At 44.2% G+C, this 19,126-nt stretch carries 20 protein-coding genes; 8 read left to right on the top strand and 12 right to left on the bottom strand.

The window, feature by feature from the left end:
- Positions 1–44 precede the first annotated feature (44 nt).
- The 5 genes from LZG73_RS10500 to LZG73_RS10480 all read right to left on the bottom strand — a co-directional run bounded on the left by LZG73_RS10500 (position 45) and on the right by LZG73_RS10480 (position 7,238).
- Positions 45–2,750, bottom strand: a complete 2,706-nt coding sequence (locus LZG73_RS10500; protein WP_233848566.1) for an MGH1-like glycoside hydrolase domain-containing protein — start codon at positions 2,748–2,750, stop codon at positions 45–47.
- Between the two features lie 75 nt (positions 2,751–2,825).
- Positions 2,826–4,535, bottom strand: a complete 1,710-nt coding sequence (locus LZG73_RS10495; protein WP_233848565.1) for a D-alanine--D-alanine ligase — start codon at positions 4,533–4,535, stop codon at positions 2,826–2,828.
- Between the two features lie 161 nt (positions 4,536–4,696).
- Positions 4,697–4,954 carry a NifU family protein gene (locus tag LZG73_RS10490; RefSeq protein WP_233848559.1) on the bottom strand — a complete coding sequence of 86 codons (258 nt, stop codon included), beginning with the start codon at positions 4,952–4,954 and terminating at the stop codon, positions 4,697–4,699.
- Positions 4,955–5,021: 67 nt separating this feature from the next.
- Positions 5,022–6,128: an Mrp/NBP35 family ATP-binding protein gene (locus LZG73_RS10485; protein WP_233848558.1), complete on the bottom strand. Its 1,107-nt coding sequence runs from the start codon at positions 6,126–6,128 to the stop codon at positions 5,022–5,024.
- A gap of 105 nt (positions 6,129–6,233) precedes the next feature.
- Positions 6,234–7,238, bottom strand: coding sequence for a GSCFA domain-containing protein (locus LZG73_RS10480; RefSeq protein WP_233848557.1), 1,005 nt, complete (start codon positions 7,236–7,238; stop codon positions 6,234–6,236).
- Positions 7,239–7,364: 126 nt separating this feature from the next.
- On the opposite strand from LZG73_RS10480, the gene LZG73_RS25665 reads away from it, so the two are divergent.
- Genes LZG73_RS25665 through LZG73_RS10465 form a run of 4 tightly spaced genes read left to right on the top strand, consistent with a single transcriptional unit; the run spans position 7,365 to position 10,603 of the window.
- Positions 7,365–7,802, top strand: a complete 438-nt coding sequence (locus LZG73_RS25665; RefSeq protein ID WP_409014324.1) for a DUF6934 family protein — start codon at positions 7,365–7,367, stop codon at positions 7,800–7,802.
- On the top strand, positions 7,799–7,957 hold the full coding sequence (locus tag LZG73_RS10475; RefSeq protein ID WP_233848555.1) for a hypothetical protein: 159 nt from the start codon (positions 7,799–7,801) through the stop codon (positions 7,955–7,957). The genes LZG73_RS25665 and LZG73_RS10475 overlap by 4 nt, the downstream gene beginning before the upstream one ends.
- A 1-nt stretch (position 7,958) precedes the next feature.
- Positions 7,959–8,795, top strand: a complete 837-nt coding sequence (locus tag LZG73_RS10470) for a family 16 glycosylhydrolase (RefSeq protein WP_233848553.1) — start codon at positions 7,959–7,961, stop codon at positions 8,793–8,795.
- 35 nt (positions 8,796–8,830) lie between these two features.
- On the top strand, positions 8,831–10,603 hold the full coding sequence (locus LZG73_RS10465) for a DNA polymerase III subunit gamma/tau (RefSeq protein WP_233848551.1): 1,773 nt from the start codon (positions 8,831–8,833) through the stop codon (positions 10,601–10,603).
- Here LZG73_RS10465 and coaE read toward each other — a convergent pair.
- The 6 genes from coaE to nusB are packed head-to-tail and all read right to left on the bottom strand — an operon-like array spanning position 10,600 to position 14,276.
- A complete protein-coding gene (gene coaE, locus LZG73_RS10460) occupies positions 10,600–11,208 on the bottom strand; it encodes a dephospho-CoA kinase (RefSeq protein ID WP_233848548.1) in 609 nt (202 codons plus the stop codon). The two genes, LZG73_RS10465 and coaE, sit on opposite strands and share 4 nt — an antisense overlap.
- Before the next feature lie 35 nt (positions 11,209–11,243).
- The gene (locus LZG73_RS10455; protein ID WP_233848546.1) at positions 11,244–11,957 is read right to left on the bottom strand and encodes a hypothetical protein; all 714 of its coding nucleotides are present in this window, start codon (positions 11,955–11,957) and stop codon (positions 11,244–11,246) included.
- Positions 11,958–11,966: 9 nt separating this feature from the next.
- Complete coding sequence (yajC, locus tag LZG73_RS10450; RefSeq protein WP_233848544.1) at positions 11,967–12,269, bottom strand: preprotein translocase subunit YajC; 303 nt, start codon at positions 12,267–12,269, stop codon at positions 11,967–11,969.
- Positions 12,270–12,321: 52 nt separating this feature from the next.
- A complete protein-coding gene (locus LZG73_RS10445; protein WP_233848540.1) occupies positions 12,322–12,762 on the bottom strand; it encodes a DUF1573 domain-containing protein in 441 nt (146 codons plus the stop codon).
- A gap of 9 nt (positions 12,763–12,771) precedes the next feature.
- Positions 12,772–13,074 (bottom strand): YtxH domain-containing protein, encoded by a 303-nt coding sequence (locus LZG73_RS10440; RefSeq protein WP_233848538.1) that lies wholly within the window; start codon positions 13,072–13,074, stop codon positions 12,772–12,774.
- A gap of 35 nt (positions 13,075–13,109) precedes the next feature.
- Positions 13,110–14,276 (bottom strand): transcription antitermination factor NusB, encoded by a 1,167-nt coding sequence (nusB, locus tag LZG73_RS10435; protein ID WP_233848536.1) that lies wholly within the window; start codon positions 14,274–14,276, stop codon positions 13,110–13,112.
- Between the two features lie 243 nt (positions 14,277–14,519).
- On the opposite strand from nusB, the gene LZG73_RS10430 reads away from it, so the two are divergent.
- The 3 genes from LZG73_RS10430 (at position 14,520) to LZG73_RS10420 (ending at position 16,964) form a co-directional block, all read left to right on the top strand.
- Complete coding sequence (locus LZG73_RS10430) at positions 14,520–16,301, top strand: ABC transporter ATP-binding protein (protein WP_233848532.1); 1,782 nt, start codon at positions 14,520–14,522, stop codon at positions 16,299–16,301.
- A 61-nt stretch (positions 16,302–16,362) separates the two neighbouring features.
- Positions 16,363–16,581: a hypothetical protein gene (locus tag LZG73_RS10425; protein WP_233848530.1), complete on the top strand. Its 219-nt coding sequence runs from the start codon at positions 16,363–16,365 to the stop codon at positions 16,579–16,581.
- On the top strand, positions 16,572–16,964 hold the full coding sequence (locus tag LZG73_RS10420) for a type II toxin-antitoxin system VapC family toxin (protein ID WP_233848525.1): 393 nt from the start codon (positions 16,572–16,574) through the stop codon (positions 16,962–16,964). The genes LZG73_RS10425 and LZG73_RS10420 overlap by 10 nt, the downstream gene beginning before the upstream one ends.
- A 15-nt stretch (positions 16,965–16,979) precedes the next feature.
- Here LZG73_RS10420 and LZG73_RS10415 read toward each other — a convergent pair whose 3' ends face one another.
- Positions 16,980–17,756 carry a LexA family transcriptional regulator gene (locus tag LZG73_RS10415; protein WP_233848524.1) on the bottom strand — a complete coding sequence of 259 codons (777 nt, stop codon included), beginning with the start codon at positions 17,754–17,756 and terminating at the stop codon, positions 16,980–16,982.
- A 139-nt stretch (positions 17,757–17,895) separates the two neighbouring features.
- On the opposite strand from LZG73_RS10415, the gene dinB reads away from it, so the two are divergent.
- A complete protein-coding gene (gene dinB / locus LZG73_RS10410) occupies positions 17,896–19,125 on the top strand; it encodes a DNA polymerase IV (protein ID WP_233848523.1) in 1,230 nt (409 codons plus the stop codon).
- The last annotated feature ends 1 nt before the right edge of the window (position 19,126 follow it).

Here is a 19,126-nt window from a genome sequence, read left to right as displayed (position 1 = left end):
AATTTGATGGAATGGATAAATTGAGAAATATTCGTTGTGTTGAGTTACTTACTGACTTCCAGTTTGCTGACTTCCAGCGCTTCTTTTTCAGGTTGCTTCAATGTTTCTTTTGCTGTTTTATGGATCAATTCGGCAACCAATCCAGTCCAACCGGTTTGATGGCTGGCACCACAGCCACGGCCATTATCGCCATGAAAATATTCGTAAAACAGCACGTGCTCATTGAAATGCGGATCTTTCTGCATTTTCTGATCGTGCCCGTAAACGGCCCTGTTTCCTTCCGTATCACGCTTGAAAATATCGATTAAGCGACACGCAATGGCCACTGCGGCTTCCTTAATGGTCACCAAATTGCCCGAGTTCGTGGGATATTCAATCATGAAATCTTCACCGTAATAAGCGTGAAATTTCATTAACGAGTCAAAAATCAGATAATTTAATGGAAACCAGATCGGGCCGCGCCAGTTTGAATTTCCACCCATGATATCTGTAAGTGCCTCAGCTGGCGTGTAATCCACCTGCAACACTTCGCCATTGATATAAAACTTGTAAGGATTCTCTTCGTGATATTTTGACAAAGCACGCACACCATAATCTGAAAGGAATTCGCTCTCGTCAAGCATTCGTTTCATGATCATTTTCATCCGGTGACCACGCAGGATGGAAAGCAGCCTGTTCTCCCCTTTTCCGGATTCGAACCACCGCGAAATCAATCTAGCCAAGTCTGGTCTGTTGGCCAAAACCCACTCCACACGCCGCTTGAAAACAGGCATTTTATCCAGATTCTGCGGATCAAGAATTTCTACCGCAAACAATGGGATCAACCCTACGATTGACCTCACTTTCAGCAATATACTTTGTCCGTTTGGAATGTGAATGACGTCGTAATAAAACTGATCTTCTTCATCCCAAAGGCTGATGGAAGAATTTTTGCCGCCAATGGATTCCATGGCGCCCGCAATGTGCAGAAAGTGTTCAAAAAACTTTGACGCCATATCCTGGTAAACCGGATGCACAAGCGCGATTTCAACCGAAATCCGCAACATATTCAATGTGTACATGGCCATCCAGCCGGTGGCGTCCGCTTGCTGCAATTTTCCGCCAAAGGGCATCGGCGTCGACCGGTCGAAAACACCAATGTTGTCCAATCCGAGGAAACCCCCGCTAAATATATTATTGCCCGTATCGTCCTTCTGATTGACCCACCAGGTGAAGTTCAGCAGTAATTTATGGAAGATTTTTTCAAGAAATTCAATGTCCCCAACACCGTTATTCTGCTCACGGTCAATCTCGTACACTTTCCAGGTGGCCCATCCGTGAACGGGCGGGTTCACGTCCGAGAAATTCCATTCGTAAGCCGGAATCTGCCCATTCGGGTGCATATAATATTCACGAAGCAGGATTTCCAGTTGTCTTTTGGCAAAATCGGCGTCGACCCGCGCCAGTGGAACACAGTGAAATGCCAAATCCCATGCCGCAAACCATGGATATTCCCATTTATCAGGCATTGAAATGATGTTGGCTGCATATAAATGCTTCCAGCCTGAATTTCGGCCCCATTTCCTTCCCTGATTTGGCCCCGGCTGCGCAGGATCACCTTTCAGCCATTCATATACATTATAATAATAAAATTGCTTGCTCCAAAGCATTCCTGCATAAGCCTGGCGCTGAATGGAGCGAAGATCTGGATCGGCCACATCGCGCTGCAAATCGTCATAAAAGTCGTCTGCTTCTCGAATCCTTTTGGCAAAAAGATCTTCAAAACCACCAAATGGCTCTGATATTGAGTGATTTACAAATCTTAATCTGAATGTTGCGCTTTCGCCCGCCTTGATTGTTCTTGTAAATCGCGCAGAAGCTTTGGTTCCAATGCTGTTTGGATTGACCGTATTTGTCTTTTTATTGCTTACAATGTAATCATTGATGCCATCCTTCGGATAAGCCGTGTTATTCGCAGTTCCATAAAGCTTCTTGAAGTTGGTCTCATTTTCACAAAACAGCAATTCGTCGGCTCCATCCAGATAAAGATTGTATTTGCCATGTTTCCGGTGCGTAACCTCTATCAAACGGTTTGAAATGCCGTTCATGATCGGCTTGTAATTGAACGCCTCATATCCCCACGACCAGGTGTTTCGGAACATGATTGTTGGCAAAACGGTGATTGGAGCATCTTTCGGACCGCGGTTGTAAACGGTCACTTTCATCATGATGTCCTCTTCGTCGGCTTTCGCGTGTTCAATGAAAATGTCAAAATATTCATCATTCTCAAACACACCGGTGTCCATGATCTCATACTCCGGATCTTCCTTGCCGCGGCGTCCATTTTCCAGACGGATCTTTTCGTAAGGAAATGCCTCTTGCGGATATTTGTAGAGCATTTTGGTGTACGAATGCGTCGGTGTGCTATCCAGATAATAGTACATTTCCTTCACATCCTCACCGTGATTCGACTCCCGGTTTGTCAACCCGAAGATCCGTTCTTTCAGTATTTTATCCTTATGATTCCAAAAACCGAAGGAAAGGCAAATGTGCTGCTTATTATCCGAAAACCCGCCGATGCCGTCCTCACCCCAGCGATAAGCTTTGGAAAGGGCCATTTCGTGCGTGATGTAATTCCAGGCATCGCCATTTCCACTATAATCTTCCCGAACCGTTCCCCACTGGCGTTCAGACAAATAAGGCCCCCATTTCTTCCAACCCTGGTTTTCCTTTTGCAGACTTAATCTTACTTTTTCCGGGCCGTGTGCCATTAATTTGATATTTTTCGATAGGAATGAAAATCAGTGTAAATCTAACACATTTTGGAAATGAACAGCACACTATGACTAAGCTTCCACAGCTTCCAGTGCATTATATACGCTGATCCCAAAATTCACTTTTCCGGCATAAAACGCAGTCGTTGCTGCCGCTCTCTCCGAAGTTTCCGTTAGCAATGGATGCCGCTCTGCCGAAAGCAATGCTTCCACATCTGCAACATATTCCTTGAACATCAGCGGGTTGGTCAATTTATAGAATTTCCCATCTGATGCATGTAAAATTGGAACTGGCGTGACTTCACCTGCTGCATTTAATCGGCCATAACTGAGTCGCGCTGCCGCATAATCCTCGTCATTTGACTCGAATACAATTAGTTCGGCTGGTTTAATTTTGTTTTTGCTTGCACTAATGCTTTCATCCAGACTGTCCAACAAGTTTCTAAGCTGCCACGTATTTTTTCCCGAACGGATTCTTTCCCTGATCGACTGACGCACCAGATAAGTCAGCGCCTGGGTTACATTCAGCCCGATTTCAGCCATTTGTTTGAAAATGAATGATGTAGGCGACATTCCGGGAATGGTGTTCGGATCGTGCAGGACGATAATGCCTTCTGGCGTAAGAAACCCGTCAATTCTGACGCAGACATTGATTCCCAATTGTTCAAAAACCGCTGCAATCACCTGCTGGATTTCCTGGTTTTTTTCAAGACTTGCGTCAACAGGAATGCGTTTGCGGCTCGCGCCCGGCTTATATTTTGCATTAAAATCAAAAACCTGAACGAGCTTAATTACTTCACTTGGCGGCAGCGCCAATGGTCTTCCATCATCAAACTGGATGCAACCGCACGAAAATTCCTGACCATTGACAAACTCCTCAATTAACACCTGATCCTCACTGTTCGAGCTGCTCAGGAATGTGTGCTCATTTCCATTCGAGAAATAAGCATCCAATGTTTCAATCAATTTTGCAGGATGATAAATCGTTTGCCCGGCCATAACAACCGGAAAACCGATCCCCTCATCTAAATTGGCAACTTTCTGTGCCCAGCCTCGCTTCTCCGAGGCACCCAGCGCATTCCACGTCACAGCGTCAAGCCCAACCTGAAAAAAGCATTGATTAACAGCCGAAACAAACTCATCCAATGAATCATCTTTCACAATCGCAACGCCGATGGACGAGCCTTGATGCGGCGCTTTGATAACCAATGGGAGGCCAAGATGTTTTTTAAGAACCTGAAACAGAATAGGATATTCCTCAGGGATCCATTGATCATAGCGCAGGGTCCAGCTTTTTTTCTGCTGTCCGTTGATCAATGCGATCATTTCATTTTGCAAGATTTTATCAATTCCAACCGCAGAACCCATTAAACCCGGACCGCTGTAAGGAATTTTAAACCATTCCAACAAACCCTGAATCGCACCGTCTTCGCAGTCCGGACCGTGCATGGCCAGAAACACAAAATCAAAATGCGACTTGAATTGATCTGGCGCTAAAAGTGTTCCGATTTCAGCAGGAATGGGTTCATCTGCCAGTTCGGGATAAGATTCAATGTAGACTTTGAAACTGTCTTGCTTGTCATTTTTTGACGGATAGAATTCCCTGATATCAGTGGAATACATCAATTCTTTTTCAAGCAAAATAAAGCGCCCGAAACTATCCACAAAGACCGGAATTGGCTCAAAAAGTGTTTTATCCAAATATTCAAAAGCAGTTTTTCCACCGGCAAATGAAATCTCCCGCTCGCGGGACGGTCCTCCGAAAAATATTCCGATACGCATATCTTACTGGCCTGATAAATCGATTTAATCTCGTCCGCAATATAGTGTTCTAATTGGGACGAATCAATTTCCGCACAAAATGCCATTGAATTTTTAACAAAAAAGCAGCTCTCCGTTTGGAAAAGCTGCTTTGCTTTATGCTGATATAGAAATCGCCTTTGTCAGGCCAGTTCAGGAACATTTACTGAAACTACTTTGCTTACATATGGGACCGCTTTGCGAATGGATTCTTCCAGCCCTGCGCGGAACGTCATTGCACTCATCGGGCAGCTTTGGCAAGAACCCTGCAATTCCAATTTCACGATCAGATCGTCAGTCAACTCCACAAATCTTACATCACCACCATCTGCATGCAAGTAAGGTCGTACCGTATCGAGTGCCTGCTCGATGAGTTCTATTGTTTTTTCTTTTGAATCCATTGTTAAAAAATCTATTTGCTAAGATGCAAGAATATATTCAAAAAATCAAATCATTGCCGCCGCCAGACTAAACCTGAATTTCCACGGGCTGCGTTTTATCCTTCGATGCATTCCGGATGGCGACTTGTTGCGCCAGCGACTCTGCTGCATCACGGAAAGCATCGTTCACGATCGGATTCACATCCATAACAGCCGGACGCCCTTCGTCGCCGGCCTCTCTAATGCCTTGTATTAAAGGAATTTGACCCAATAAAGGAACATTAAATTTATCAGCGAGCAACTGCCCTCCGCCTTTACCAAAAATGTAATATTGATGATCAGGAAGCTCTTCTGGCGTGAACCATGCCATGTTTTCAATCACACCCAAAATAGGAACGTTAATTTGCGGCTGTTTGAACATTTGCAAACCCTTAATTGCATCGGCCAGGGCCACTTTTTGCGGTGTTGTTACGATCACGGCGCCGGTTACAGGCACGGTCTGCACTAATGTAAGGTGTATGTCGCTGGTGCCGGGAGGAAGGTCAATTAACAGATAATCCAGATCACCCCAGTCTGTGTCTGCAAAAAACTGTTTCAATGCCTGACTGGCCATTGGGCCACGCCAAACCACGGCGCTGTCTGCGGGAGTAAGGAAGCCAATCGAAATCATTTTGATCCCATATTGGCGGATTGGGTTGATGTAATTTTTGCCGTCTTTTGGTGTAATGGTCGGCTGCATATTTTCCGCACCAAACATGAGCGGAATCGAGGGTCCCGAAATATCCGCATCAATTATGCCGACTTTCGCACCAGATCGGTGCAGCGCCATCGCAAGATTTGCAGTGACTGTGGACTTGCCCACGCCACCCTTTCCGGATGAAACTGCAATGACGTTTTTGACTCCCGGAATCAACGGTCCAACCTGCCGTATCGATGTCACATTCGCCGTAAGCTTAATAATTACTTCAACTTCCGGACTCAAATGCGTGTGGACCGCAGCCTCGCAATTCCTGCGGATCAACTCTTTTAACGGACAAGCTGGCGTGGTCAAAACAACCGTAAACTTGACCTGATTCACACCGACTTCAATGTCCTGGATCATGCCGAGCGTTACCAGATCTTTTTTCAAATCCGGCTCTTCGACAGTGCTGAGCGCCTGTAAAACTTTCTCTTTATTGATTGTAAACTCTCCCATTATGCTGGTTGGTGACTTGCCGAGCAGCTTTTCGGCGCAGTCCCTAAAACTTGATTATCTGAAATTTTGAATCTGATTATGCAACACAGATTGCCTCCAATGAGTTTATCCGGCTTCTGAAAATTCGAGTAATTTGTCTTCCACTTCCTTGATTTCGACAGATACATCGACTTGTGATGCAAGCGCGTGAAGTTTGGCATGCAGTGATTTGAGCAACTTTCGCTGGCTTTCCGTGGCGCCATGCTGCGGCCTGTGCGCTATCATTTGACGAATGGATTCCCATTCTTTCATGAAATTCAATGCATCAATATGCATGTAAGCTTTGGAAAATGCATTGAAAATGTAGTCCTCCGCAGTCTTATTAGGGTGGATCAGGTCTTCTTCATAAAACCGATAATCACGCAGCTCATCCATCATAATTTCGTACGATGGGAAATATTCAACCTGCTTGTATTTTTCCGAAAGTCGGTGGCAAACCAGCCGCAATGTTGACTTGCTCACGTTGTTCAACGGCAGCGTATCCCGCGTGTGGCGCACCGGGCTGACCGTCATAATAATCCGCAGATTACGCTTAACGGACTGTAACTTTTGAATCAGCTGGTCATAAGCAATCATAATCTGATCGGGATGCAGCAACTCTTTCACGAAGTTGTCCGCCGGCACCTTATGGCAATTACCGATAATTTGATTGGTGTTTTTATGTCTGAATGCAAATGCTGTCCCGAATGTAATGACCAAAATATCCGTTTCCCGTAGAAAGGCTTGTGCTTCCTGTAATCGAACCGTTAGCTGGTTTTGCAGCGCCGCTTGGTCATTGCCAAACAATGAAGAATGGAAGTCGTGATGCAGCCAAATGTTGTCCGCGTTTTGAAAATATAGCGCCTGATGCGGTTGTTTGCCATCCAATGATGCATCGAGGATCTTCGCAATTGCTAGCGGATTAAACACGGTCCCAAACACATTGTTCAGCACCTGGAATTTGTGCGCAGCAAGCTGGCTCCCAAGCACATCTGCAAAGCAAGAGCCGATCGTAAATATTTTGGAATGCTGATTTATTTTCCAATCAGAAGGCGGGATTGTAACCTCTGTAGTGAGTTTGATTTGCTTCATTAATTCAATAAAATGGAAGGTGTAAAATTAGGAGGATTTGTCCGGATTTAGGCAATGGATGCTTTTTCATAAATCTGCAAAAAACTGTATGTTTGGGAATAGAATCACACACTATATTTTCTAGTCATGCATATACAACCTTACCCATTCGCAGTCGCATCCAGTGAAATTCGATATGAATTTTTAAGTATCAGTCCAGCAAAAAAAGTATCAAAAGTGGTTCTATTAAGCCTGGTGAATGCAGAAGACATATATAACCTGGCATTGCTAGACTTACTTGAAGATGATAGCCTATGCGATATCACCGAGACCAGAAACGGTGACTTTCGAACGGTAATGTCGACAGTTATGGCAATTGTTAAGCATTTTCTAGAGAAACAACCGTTAACATTGGTAATGTTCTCAGGCACTGAGGCGCGACGACACAGACTTTATCGCATCTTGCTGACAAATGAGCTCGAAAAGATTACCAAAACTTTTCGAATATGGGGAAGACAAAATGGATTACTCGAAGTATTCCAACCAAATGTAAATTACGACCATTACTTAATTGAAAAGTTATGAAAGAAGAAAAACAAAAAGTCAAACTGAATGACATCTCAAACCACCCTGTCGTACAAAGAAAGTTACGTGAGGCTAATGAAATGCTGAGTAAAACCGATTTGTCGCCCATTTTCGAAAGCAGGAAACAGCGGGAAGATGCTAAAAAAGTTTCCTGATATGAGTGTAGCCCTTATTACCGTCCTAGCCAATGTGTTTCTCGGCTGTGCTCAACCAAACGACACGATCCAAGCTGACAAGCCCGTCAAATACGAATTCGCCGCCAAACCTTCCTGGCAGGATGAATTTGATTATGCTGGCAAGCCTGATCCGAAAAAGTGGAGTTATAACTTGGGCGATCATGGCTGGGGGAACAATGAGTTGGAAAATTATACTGACAAGATTGAAAATGCCAAGGTCGAGAACGGTCATCTGATCATTGAGGTGATCAAGGAAAAGTCGGGCAAGGCCAATTACAGCTCGGCGCGGTTGGTTTCAAAAGGCAAAGGAGATTTCCTTTATGGCAAATTTGAAATTCGGGCTAAGCTGCCCAAAGGCCGCGGCACCTGGCCCGCGATATGGATGCTGGCAAGTGAGAACAATTATGGAAATAAAGGTTGGCCGGACAATGGTGAAATTGACATTATGGAACACGTCGGCTTTGACCAAAACAAGGTTCATGGTAACATTCACACAAAGGCATTCAACCATTCTATTGGCACCAACAAAGGGAATAATGTTGTTGTGGAAGGCGTTTCAGAAAGTTTTCATACTTACACATGCGAGTGGACGCCTGAAACTGTGAAGATTCTTCTAGACGGAAAAGATTATTTTACTTTTACCAAAGAAAAGGGCTATGATTGGTCACAATGGCCGTTTGACAAACCTTTTCATTTAATTTTAAACATCGCAGTTGGAGGCAACTGGGGCGGGCAGAAGGGCGTGGACGACAGCGTTTTCCCTCAAAAAATGGAGATTGATTACGTGCGTGTTTACCCGCTTGTCGAGAAAAGGTAGCTTTGAAAATCGAGCGCACGGAAGTATCTTGCGCTATGGATAATTTCGTTGTCTCGGCCAGAAAATATCGTCCGGTCACTTTCGATTCGGTGGTTGGGCAGTCACACATTACTACAACATTAAAAAATGCAATCCGCACCAATCACCTGGCGCAGGCCTTCCTTTTTTGTGGGCCAAGGGGTGTGGGAAAAACGACTTGCGCGCGGATTTTGGCCAAAACCATTAACTGTCAGAATCTCAGCGACGAGGTTGAAGCGTGCGGAGAATGTGAATCGTGCGTAAGCTTTCAAAACAATGCGTCGTTCAACATTCACGAACTGGATGCTGCTTCCAATAACTCCGTTGAAGACATTCGTAACCTGATCGACCAGGTTCGTTATCCGCCCCAAACCGGAAAATATAAAATCTACATTATTGATGAGGTTCACATGCTTTCGCAGGCTGCATTCAATGCTTTTTTGAAAACATTGGAAGAGCCGCCGGGTTACGCCATTTTTATCCTGGCAACAACGGAAAAGCATAAAATCCTGCCAACCATCCTTTCGCGCTGCCAGATCTTCGATTTTAACCGCATTCAGCCCAAAGACATTGCTTATCATCTGGCAGATATTGCTCAAAAAGAAGGCATTGAAACGGAAAAGGAAGCACTGGAATTGATCGGCCAAAAGGCGGATGGCGGTTTGCGGGACGCGCTTTCAATGTTCGACTTGAATGTAACTTTTTCGACTGACAACAAGCTTACGTACGAGGCTGTGCTGGAAAATCTGCACATTCTCGATTATGATTATTATTTTAAAATCACGGATGCCCTCACATCAGGCAGCATTGCGCGTTCGCTCGTTTTGTTCGACGAAATTTTAAGGAAGGGTTTTGACGGCCACTTGTTTGTAGTCGGCCTTTTGGAACATTTTCGTAATCTGCTGGTTGGTAAAGACCCGGCTACGGTTACGCTTTTGCAGGTTTCTGAATCTGCTGAACGAAAATATCAGCAACAGTCAGCGATGGCTGAAATGAGCTTTCTCCTGTCAGCGCTTAGCATTACGGGCCAATGCGACATTAATTACAAGTCTGCGAAAAATCAGCGGCTGCATGTTGAGCTCTGCCTGATTAAGCTGGCTAATCTGCCCCACGTTCTTCATTTAAATTCACTTGCGGCCGTTGATGAAACGGCAAAAAAAAAAGTTGAGCCTGAGCCAAAGCCATTAAATCCTGAGCCTGCAACGCCAGCCGAAACTCCTGCTAATGGCTTTTCAGAAAATAGTTTTGGACAAAATAATAAGGTTGCCGAAAGCACTCCACGTCCAGTTGCAAGCGCACCAGCAACTTCTCGTCTAAAAAACACCATAGCACTCGCGCCTATTGCACCCGCCGCAGAAACGGCTGTTAAAGATGCCCCGGGACAGCATGAGCAGCAATCCAGTGCACCGAGTAATGTTCGCAAAGACGCTTTGACGTTTGAAACACTTCAAACGCATTGGATTGAATTTGCAGAAAAAAGAAGGAAGGCTGGAAATTCGACTACGGAGGAGATTAGCTTGAATAAAGAATTTAAGCTGGAAGGCACAACCATTGAAATTGCATTAGGCAACACGCACCAGCTCGAAGCAATTAACAATGTGCGCTATGACCTGATCAGTTTTCTGAAAAGCCGAATTGATGCGCCTAAGCTCGACATTAATCCCCGCGTTGCGCCGCAGGAAGTTAACAGACTTCCCTACACGCCCGCCGAGAAATTCAATTATATGGCGGAGAAAAACCCTTATTTATTGGAATTAAAGCACGCTCTGGGATTGGACGTCGATTTTTAAGATGACTTCCTGCCCGATTTAAATATTTCATGCAGTTTCATAACCTGTGGAATCAATGCTGATTTCTCATCATTGAGGACAATAAAATCGGCCAATTTTCGCCGTTCCTCGTCCGAAACCTGCCTTTCAATAATTGCCCTAATCTGCTCCTCACTTCGCTGATCGCGTTGCAAAATTCGTTTAACACGCAATGCCACTGGCGCTTCCACCACCACAACATAATCCAGCGAATTGTGATCACCGGCCTTGTTCATGATTGCCGCTTCCTTCAAAACATAGGGACTTTGATGATTGTTTCGGACCCAGTCAGCCGTGTCTTGCATCACCACCGGATGTATAATCGCATTCAGTGCTTTGAGCAGATTTTCGTCCTTAAAAACGATGGAACTGACATAAGCGGTGTTGTATGAGCCAGTGTCGGTGTAAGCATTGTTACCAAGCAATGCGATGACACGCTCACGGACGGTAAGATCATTGTTTGTCAACCACTTGGCACGATTGTCCGCATTGTAAACCGGAATGCCCAAACACGAAAATAACTGACAAACCACACTCTTTCCTGATCCAATTCCACCAGTAATGCCAACTTGAAGCGGTAGGGTCATGGCAAGCATGCTTTTACAAAATACTTGAATGAATTCTATTGAGGAGGAAGTTCGCCTTGGGGTGGAACCGCATTGAGAAACTGGGCCACTTCGAAACTGATGTAAACATCCCGATGGCTGACTTCTACCAAAGGCGAAGCAGGCAATGGAATGGGCAAACTTTCGTCGAAGTTGTTTTGAATCTTGGGGACCGGCACAGAAATACGAATTGTGTCCGGATAAGAGCGGATCAATGAGACGGGCCCATCCACAGAAATAAGGGATGGGGAAACATTAATAATGCTCGAAATGACATAGCCATCACGGATATTGATCGCCGCGCTGTCCACCCTGATTGGAATTATTTTCCTGATTTTCCGCTCAAAATTGAGCTCGAAAGTGTCCGCAATCACATAATTAACATGCAGATTGGGAAACAGTTCGGTAATCTGGTCCGTCAATGTTGTTGAATTGATGAAGCTGGACTTGGTGGGGTTATTGACCTTGTAAACCACCGGATTAGCATTAAAGTTAAGCCATGACTTTTGAAGCAAAGTCCATCCGTCGCCCGACACATTCACCGAAATTCGTTTTGGCAAAGGCTGCATGGGAACAAAGGCTGAATTATCGTATTCGATGTCTAGCGGATAATTCAGCTTAATCGAATAACTATCCTTATTCAGCACATTCATTAACCAAAAAAACGAGGCTGCCAGAATGCATACAAAGAATGTCTTGACTTTATTTTGACCTGATGGTTCGTTACTCATAACATGACTCTACGCTGCAATTGTGCGCGCAACGGCTGATTTGTCTATAGTAAGCTTAACACCTTTGTCTAATTCCAATGTAACCGTGGCGTCTTCTACCGTGTAAACCCGCGCATGGATTCCGCCAATTGTAACAACCTGATCGCCTTTTTTCAGATTACCAAGAAGCTCTTTTTGTTCTTTTTGCTTTTTTTGCTGCGGACGGATCATGAAAAAATAGAACACACCAATGATACCAACCCACATTACAACCTGATAAATCATGGCTTCTGAACCGCCGGATGCTGCTTGTGCTAAAATAGAGAACTTCATTGTAACGGATTGATTAGTAAATTAATAACCTTTTGGGTTGTGAACGGGAATGTTATTTAGTAGCGTCGGGAGCAGGCGCAGCATTCACGATGCCTTTAAGTCGCAGCTCGGAGTAAGCAGGTTCGGTGTTGGCATAAACTGTGATTGTTTTTACCTGCGGGCCTGTCTTGTTTTTAGTATCAAAGCGCACCTTAATACTGGATGTTTGTTTTGGGCCGATCGGATCTTTTGGCCATTCCGGTGTTGTGCAGCCGCAAGACGAAGTAATGTTATTCAAGATCAAAGGATACTCTCCGTCATTTCGGAATTTAAAATCATGCTCAACAACCGCACCTTCCTGTATCGACCCAAAATCGAATGATGCACTGTCAATCAAAGCAAAAACAGGCATTTTTGAGTCTGCCTGTTTCGATTCTTCTTTTTTGTCTCCTTTTGAGCAATTGGAAAATACAACTGCAATTCCCAATAAAATACCCAGTGATAATCTTTTCATAATGCTAAATCAGCTGGTTTGCCCTTTGATCTGCGCCATCAAACGGTCCACATCTTCCAGTAATCTTTCGGCTTTTTCGCGCGCATCACTCACTACGCGTTCGCCTTCGGTTCTTGCGAGACTGCCCGGCTGATCTTTTTTATCAACCAAATCTTCGATTACATCTTTCAATTTTTCTCTGTATTTGGAAAGCCTGTATGTCAATTGTGTACGCAGGACTTTCCCTTTATCAGGTGCATAAAGTATTCCCAGGGCAGCGCCTGTTACACAACCTGTCAAAAATGCGATTAAACTATTGCTGGTTTTACTCATGACATTTGGTTTTAGCTGTAATTACTTTGCTCAGCTTATTTGTTATCGATTAGTCCGCGGCCGCTTTTTCTGATAACGCCTTCTTTGGCTAATTTTACAGAAAGCACGTCGAGGACGCCGTTTACAAACTTACCGCTTTTTGGCGTACTGTACCTTTTTGCAATCTCAATGAATTCGTTGATCGTCACTTTTACCGGAATTCCAGGGAAATGAATCAACTCGGCAAGCGCCGTTTTCAAAATGATCAGATCAACCAATGCAATCCGGTCAAGCTCCCAGTTTTTAAGATGCTCATCCAAATAAACGTCATATTGATCACTTTCTGCTACTACGATCCGGCAAAGTTCTTCAACGAAAAAACGATCTTCTTCCCAATCCTTCGTCAAAGGCGACAATTGAAACGAACCGCTGTCGTCTGCTGATCTTAACGTTTTGATTGCAAGACTTCTGATCAACTCGCTATGATCGACCCAATAAAGATCGCGTTGTTCAAAATAATCCAGAGGCACTTCATGCTTCAAAATCACCTGACGCAACACATGCTGCACAATGGCCTGATCTTCTTCCTGCGTATGCGAAGCGCTTTTGCAATAAGCTTCATAAGTTTCATCCTTACGCAATGCTTCGCGATAAGTTTTACGAACCAGGTTCATTTCATTGCTCCAATTGATGCCGTTCCTGATAATCTCTTCTTCAAGTGTTTTATCAGCAATCAAAACCTTGATTACACTATTGGTATCCAAACCGCTGTCTTTTGGAAAAGGCGCTTCCGGATCATCATATCGTCTTTCGCGGTCTATTTTGGCCTGATGCGATAGTTCGATTAACATGGAAAGAACCCTGATAAAATCCACATAGATGGATTCCGTCTCGTTCAAAACCCTACGAACCATTTTCTCACCGTCCGATATTGTTTGTCTGCTGAATGCTTCAAATGCGCTGCGCGCAACTTTGATCACTTGCTCCGGAACCTCCTTGTCTTCTTTGAGTTTTCCGTTTTTGATAAATTCATCTAAGGCAGATCCGGCAAGTTTTCTCATTCCCGCAAGCTTAGTCCGATTCTGTGGCTCCATTGAGTTAAGATCCGGCGCAAAAGCCTCTTCAATGTGGTCTAAGGCCAGTAGCCTGTTGGCGTCTGTGGTAAGCTGACGGGCATAAAGTGCCTGAACGGCCTTAGTTCTTAATAATCTTCTATTCAGCATAAGCCGGAACACTAATTGGATAAAAGGTACAATAAATCAAAGAACGTGATCTGCGTTTTAGCAAGGTTGTTTGATTGCTGAACCCTGCATTTTTGTTTAAATTAACCGCAAAAATAGACTATTTTGTTTAGAATCGAAAAAATGAAATGGCGTCTTTTAATTTTGCAACGTTTTGAAACGATAGGATGTTGGTTAGTTATTGCCCGTCCCGCACAGGAAGTCCGCAGTCTAAAATAACGAATAGTGAAAGCATTAAAGTACCTCAACCAGTACTTGTGGAAATACAAATGGTATCTGATTTTGGGGACCATTTTTACGATTATTTCTAACCTTTTTGGCATCATACCCGCCCAGCTCGTCAGATATGCGCTGGATCTGGTGATTGAGACGCTGGACATTTATTATTTGTTCAATGGCGCCTCATTGCAAAGTGAGATGTACGACATTTTCGCTTTCAGCATTCTGCTTTACGGGCTTCTTATTCTATTAATGGCGTTGCTAAAAGGGATTTTCCTGTTCCTGGTGCGGCAGACCATTATTGTTATGTCGCGGCACATTGAGTTTGAACTCAAAAATGATATTTACAGCCATTACCAGACATTGCCAGCCAGTTTTTTCCGCCGCCACAGCACGGGCGATTTGATGGCCCGCATTTCGGAAGATGTTAGCAATGTCCGTATTTATTTGGGCCCGGCTCTGATGTACGGGATCAACCTCATTGTGCTTTTCTTTCTCGTTATTTCCTACATGCTTTCGGTGAGCACGAAGCTGACGATCTTCGTTTTGTTACCGCTTCCGGTGCTTTCGATCAGCGTTTATGTGGTTAATAACATGATCATGAAAAGATCGCAGGCGATCCAAAAGCAGCTTTCCGGGCTTTCCACTTACGTGCAGGAAGCGTTTTCCGGAATCCGCGTTATCAAATCCTTTGTTCAGGAAAAACATTCTTTTACCAACTTTCAAAAAGAGGCGGAAGACTTCAAAACAAAATCGCTGAGCCTTACGCGGGTGGATGCATTCTTCTTCCCGATTATCATGCTGCTCATCGGGTTTAGTAATGTGCTGGTCATTTACATTGGCGGACAGGAAATTATCAATGGAAACCTCACACCTGGCAACATTACCGAGTTCATTTTATATGTCAATATGCTAACCTGGCCCGTGATGGCACTCGGCTGGACCACGAGTCAAATCCAGCGGGCGGCTTCTTCGCAGACCCGGATTAATGAGTTTTTGAATGAAAAAACAACATTGGTTTCTGTCAAAAATTTGAAAAAACCATTGGACGGCAAAATCACTTTCAAGAATGTAGGATTTACATATCCGGATTCAGGCATTAAAGCATTGCACGACTTTGATTTGGAAGTAAAACAGGGCGAAACCGTCGCCATTCTGGGGACGACTGGTTCCGGTAAAAGTACGCTGGCGCACTTGCTATGTCGTTTATATGATCCAACCGAAGGTGAGATTTTGATTGACAACATTCCTATGCGCGATTATGATGTTCATGCTTATCGCCGGCAAATTGGTTACGTGCCGCAGGATGTTTTCCTTTTTTCTGATTCCATTGAAAACAATGTGCGTTTCGGAACAACGGATATGCCATTTGAAAGGATTGAGCAGGCTGTCAAAGATGCTGATCTTTATAACAATATCATCGATTTCCCACAAGGCTATCAAACCATGCTCGGCGAGCGCGGCATAACCTTATCCGGTGGACAAAAACAGCGTCTTTCCATTTCCCGGGCCATCGCAAGAGACCCAAAAATCCTTGTTTTGGACGACTGCCTTTCGGCAGTAGACACAAATACCGAAAACATTATCCTGAATAATATGAAACGCATCATGGATCAGCGCACCTCTGTGATCATTTCCCATCGCGTTTCCTCCGCCAAACTAGCCGACCGCATCGTTGTCCTCGACGAAGGGAAAATTATAGAGCAAGGCACCCACACTGAGCTCATGGCGCTAAACAAGGCTTACAAGGAATTGTACGAGAAGCAGTTGGTTGCCGAGGAGGCGTAGATAATCCAGCAGCAAACATTAGAACTTGTTTGTATATTGTAGCACTTTTAAATGCAAGAATATGAGACACACCATCACAGTTGATATAATTAATGACAAGGCAATCAATCTTTTGATGGATATGGAGCGCCTTGAACTGATTACTTTGAGAAAAGCTTGGGACACTCCATTATCATCGAATAATAGGTCCGAAGTTTTAAAATACAAAGGAGGAATGTCTAAACAATCCATCCAACAAGTCGACAAGCAGCTGGATGAACTCCGCGGAGGATGGGAATAAAATATCTCTGGGACACCAACACGGTTATCTATTTTCTCCAACAGCAATTTCCAACAAATGCTGAAAATTTTATTGATCAGATTGCGAAAGATTACAAAGTAATCATCTCGTCAATAACTGAAATCGAGCTATACTGCTGGAAGGCGGCGTCCGAAGATGACTTGAAAGTTTTACATGCATTTATTGAGGATTCGACAATCATTGAATTGGAGAAAGAGATTAAGATAAGAACCGCAGCTATTAGAAAACAATACAATCTCAAACTGCCTGATGCAATCATTGCTGCCACAGCAATGGTCTATGACCTCACGCTTGTTACAAGAAATACCAAAGATTTTGTCAATATAGGCGGATTAAATACGGTAAATCCTTTCGACTTTTGACCTTGGCTAATCGTGCTATTTCAGCACGACATCTTTTACCAGCTTCTTCATCTCCTCCTTTAATTCCTTCATCTCCGTATGCAGGCTTAGCAGGCTGACTTGCTTGTTGTCTGCTTCCAAATCAAATGTCAACTTGCTGTTGACGATCCAAATTTCCTTAATTTCGTTGCGGTCAATGCGGATGGGACTGTATTCCGGATTTGAGGATATGAGGTTTACGAATGTTGACTCGTTTTCTTTTTGTATTTTCTTTACCAAAATACTATCAACTGTCACAACCACATAAATCTGCTTCGGATTTAAATCCTCCCAATCATCCAACGCCTTACCAACGATCCACTCTCCCGAATGAAGCACAGGCATCATGCTATCCCCATCGACCTGAAATCCACGAAACGTGGCATTGCGATACTCAGGCAATGGAATTGAAAAAGCCGGTAAAGTTTCAAACCACTGCGCATCGCCAATATTGTTGGGATAACCCGCCGCTGCTTTTGCATTGACCAACACAATGTTGTCATTGCCCGTGCTGTCGACGGTGACGACTTTGGGACTCATTAATATTTTTTCCGCGTTCAAATATTTCTGCTTGCTGTCACCAAACAGCCAAAGTGGATTGATATGGTATTTTTTCAAAAGTTCCTTTACAACCTGTCCCGGAATCCGCGTCCTGCCTCTTTCAATGTCGGCAGTCGTCGCGCTGATGCCCAGCTCTTCCGCGAATGCAGATTGGGTCAAATTCAGCTCTTCCCTAATTTGCTTAAAACGCTTAAACTCTTCGTCGATTTGCATATGCGGCTAATCTGTCAAAAAAAATGTTAACTCCTTGTGAATAGCAAAGATACAAACATTTTTGGAATATTTCCTTTTAAATTTTGGATATGCTCCATATATTTGGAATAAATCCATAAATTTGTAAAAATTCCAAACGATGGAGCGCACGATATTACATTTGGACTTGGATACATTCTTTGTATCCGTTGAAAGAAAGCACGATAGTCGATTGAATAACCGGCCAGTCCTTGTCGGCGGAACTGGCGACCGTGGTGTTGTGGCAGCATGCAGCTATGAAACGCGACCTTTTGGCGTTCACTCGGGCATGTCAATGAAAATGGCAAGAATGCTGTGCCCCGAAGCGACTATCATTCGTGGTGACAGCGGACTTTATTCCAATGAATCGAAAGTCGTGTCGGAGATCATTGCCCAGACCGTGCCTGTATTCGAAAAGGCCAGCATTGACGAGTTTTACGCCGATTTGTCTGGCATGGACAAGTTCTTCGGAACCTATCAGATGGCAACAAATCTTCGCGAGCAAATCAAGCGGGAAAGCGGGCTGCCGATTTCTTGCGGACTTTCGACGAGTAAAGTCGTGTCGAAAGTGGCGACGGGTGAAGCCAAGCCAGATAACCACAAGAAAGTCGACGCTGGAACGGAAAAGAGCTTTTTAGCTCCCATGCATGTGCAAAAAATCCCGATGGTTGGCGACAAGACAAACAAGATTCTTTACAACATGGGGATCAAATATGTCAAAACCATTCAGGAAATGCCCGTTGAAATGATGGGTGAGATTTTAGGTAAAAATGGCGTGCTGCTTTGGAACAGGGCAAATGGGTTGGACAACTCCCCTATTGTTCCTTTTCACGAACGAAAGTCGATTTCCAATGAGCGTACTTTCGGGAAAGATACGGGTGACGTAAAGCGAATGCGTGAAATGCTGCGCGCGATGGGAGAAAATCTGGCTTATCAGTTGCGCAATGGCAACAAGCTAACATCTTGTGTTTCAGTTAAAATTCGCTACTCAGATTTTAACACATTTTCAAAGCAAGTCAAGATTCCCTACACGTCTGCCGATCACGTGCTCATTCCGCAAATCGAGCGGCTTTTTGACCAGCTTCATAACCGGAGAATGATGGTGCGGCTTGTGGGTGTGAATTTCAGCGATCTCGTCACGGGCAATCACCAGATTAATATGTTCGATGATTCTGAGGAAAAGCTCAATTTATATCAAGCAATGGATTACATCAGAAACCGATATGGAACAGACAAGCGCGGAAACGCCATTCTGAGCTGGGGCACAACCATCGGCATTCCAAACATTTCCAGCATGGGAAATCCCTTCAACGGCGACCCACCCACTATCCCCGCGCATAGGAATGCGTGAT

It is taken from the genome of Dyadobacter sp. CY326, assembly GCF_021390515.1.
Taxonomy (GTDB): Bacteria; Bacteroidota; Bacteroidia; order Cytophagales; family Spirosomataceae; genus Dyadobacter.
The sequence above is the reverse complement of the archived record's forward strand: the minus strand, read 5'-3'. Positions and strand labels throughout refer to the sequence as shown.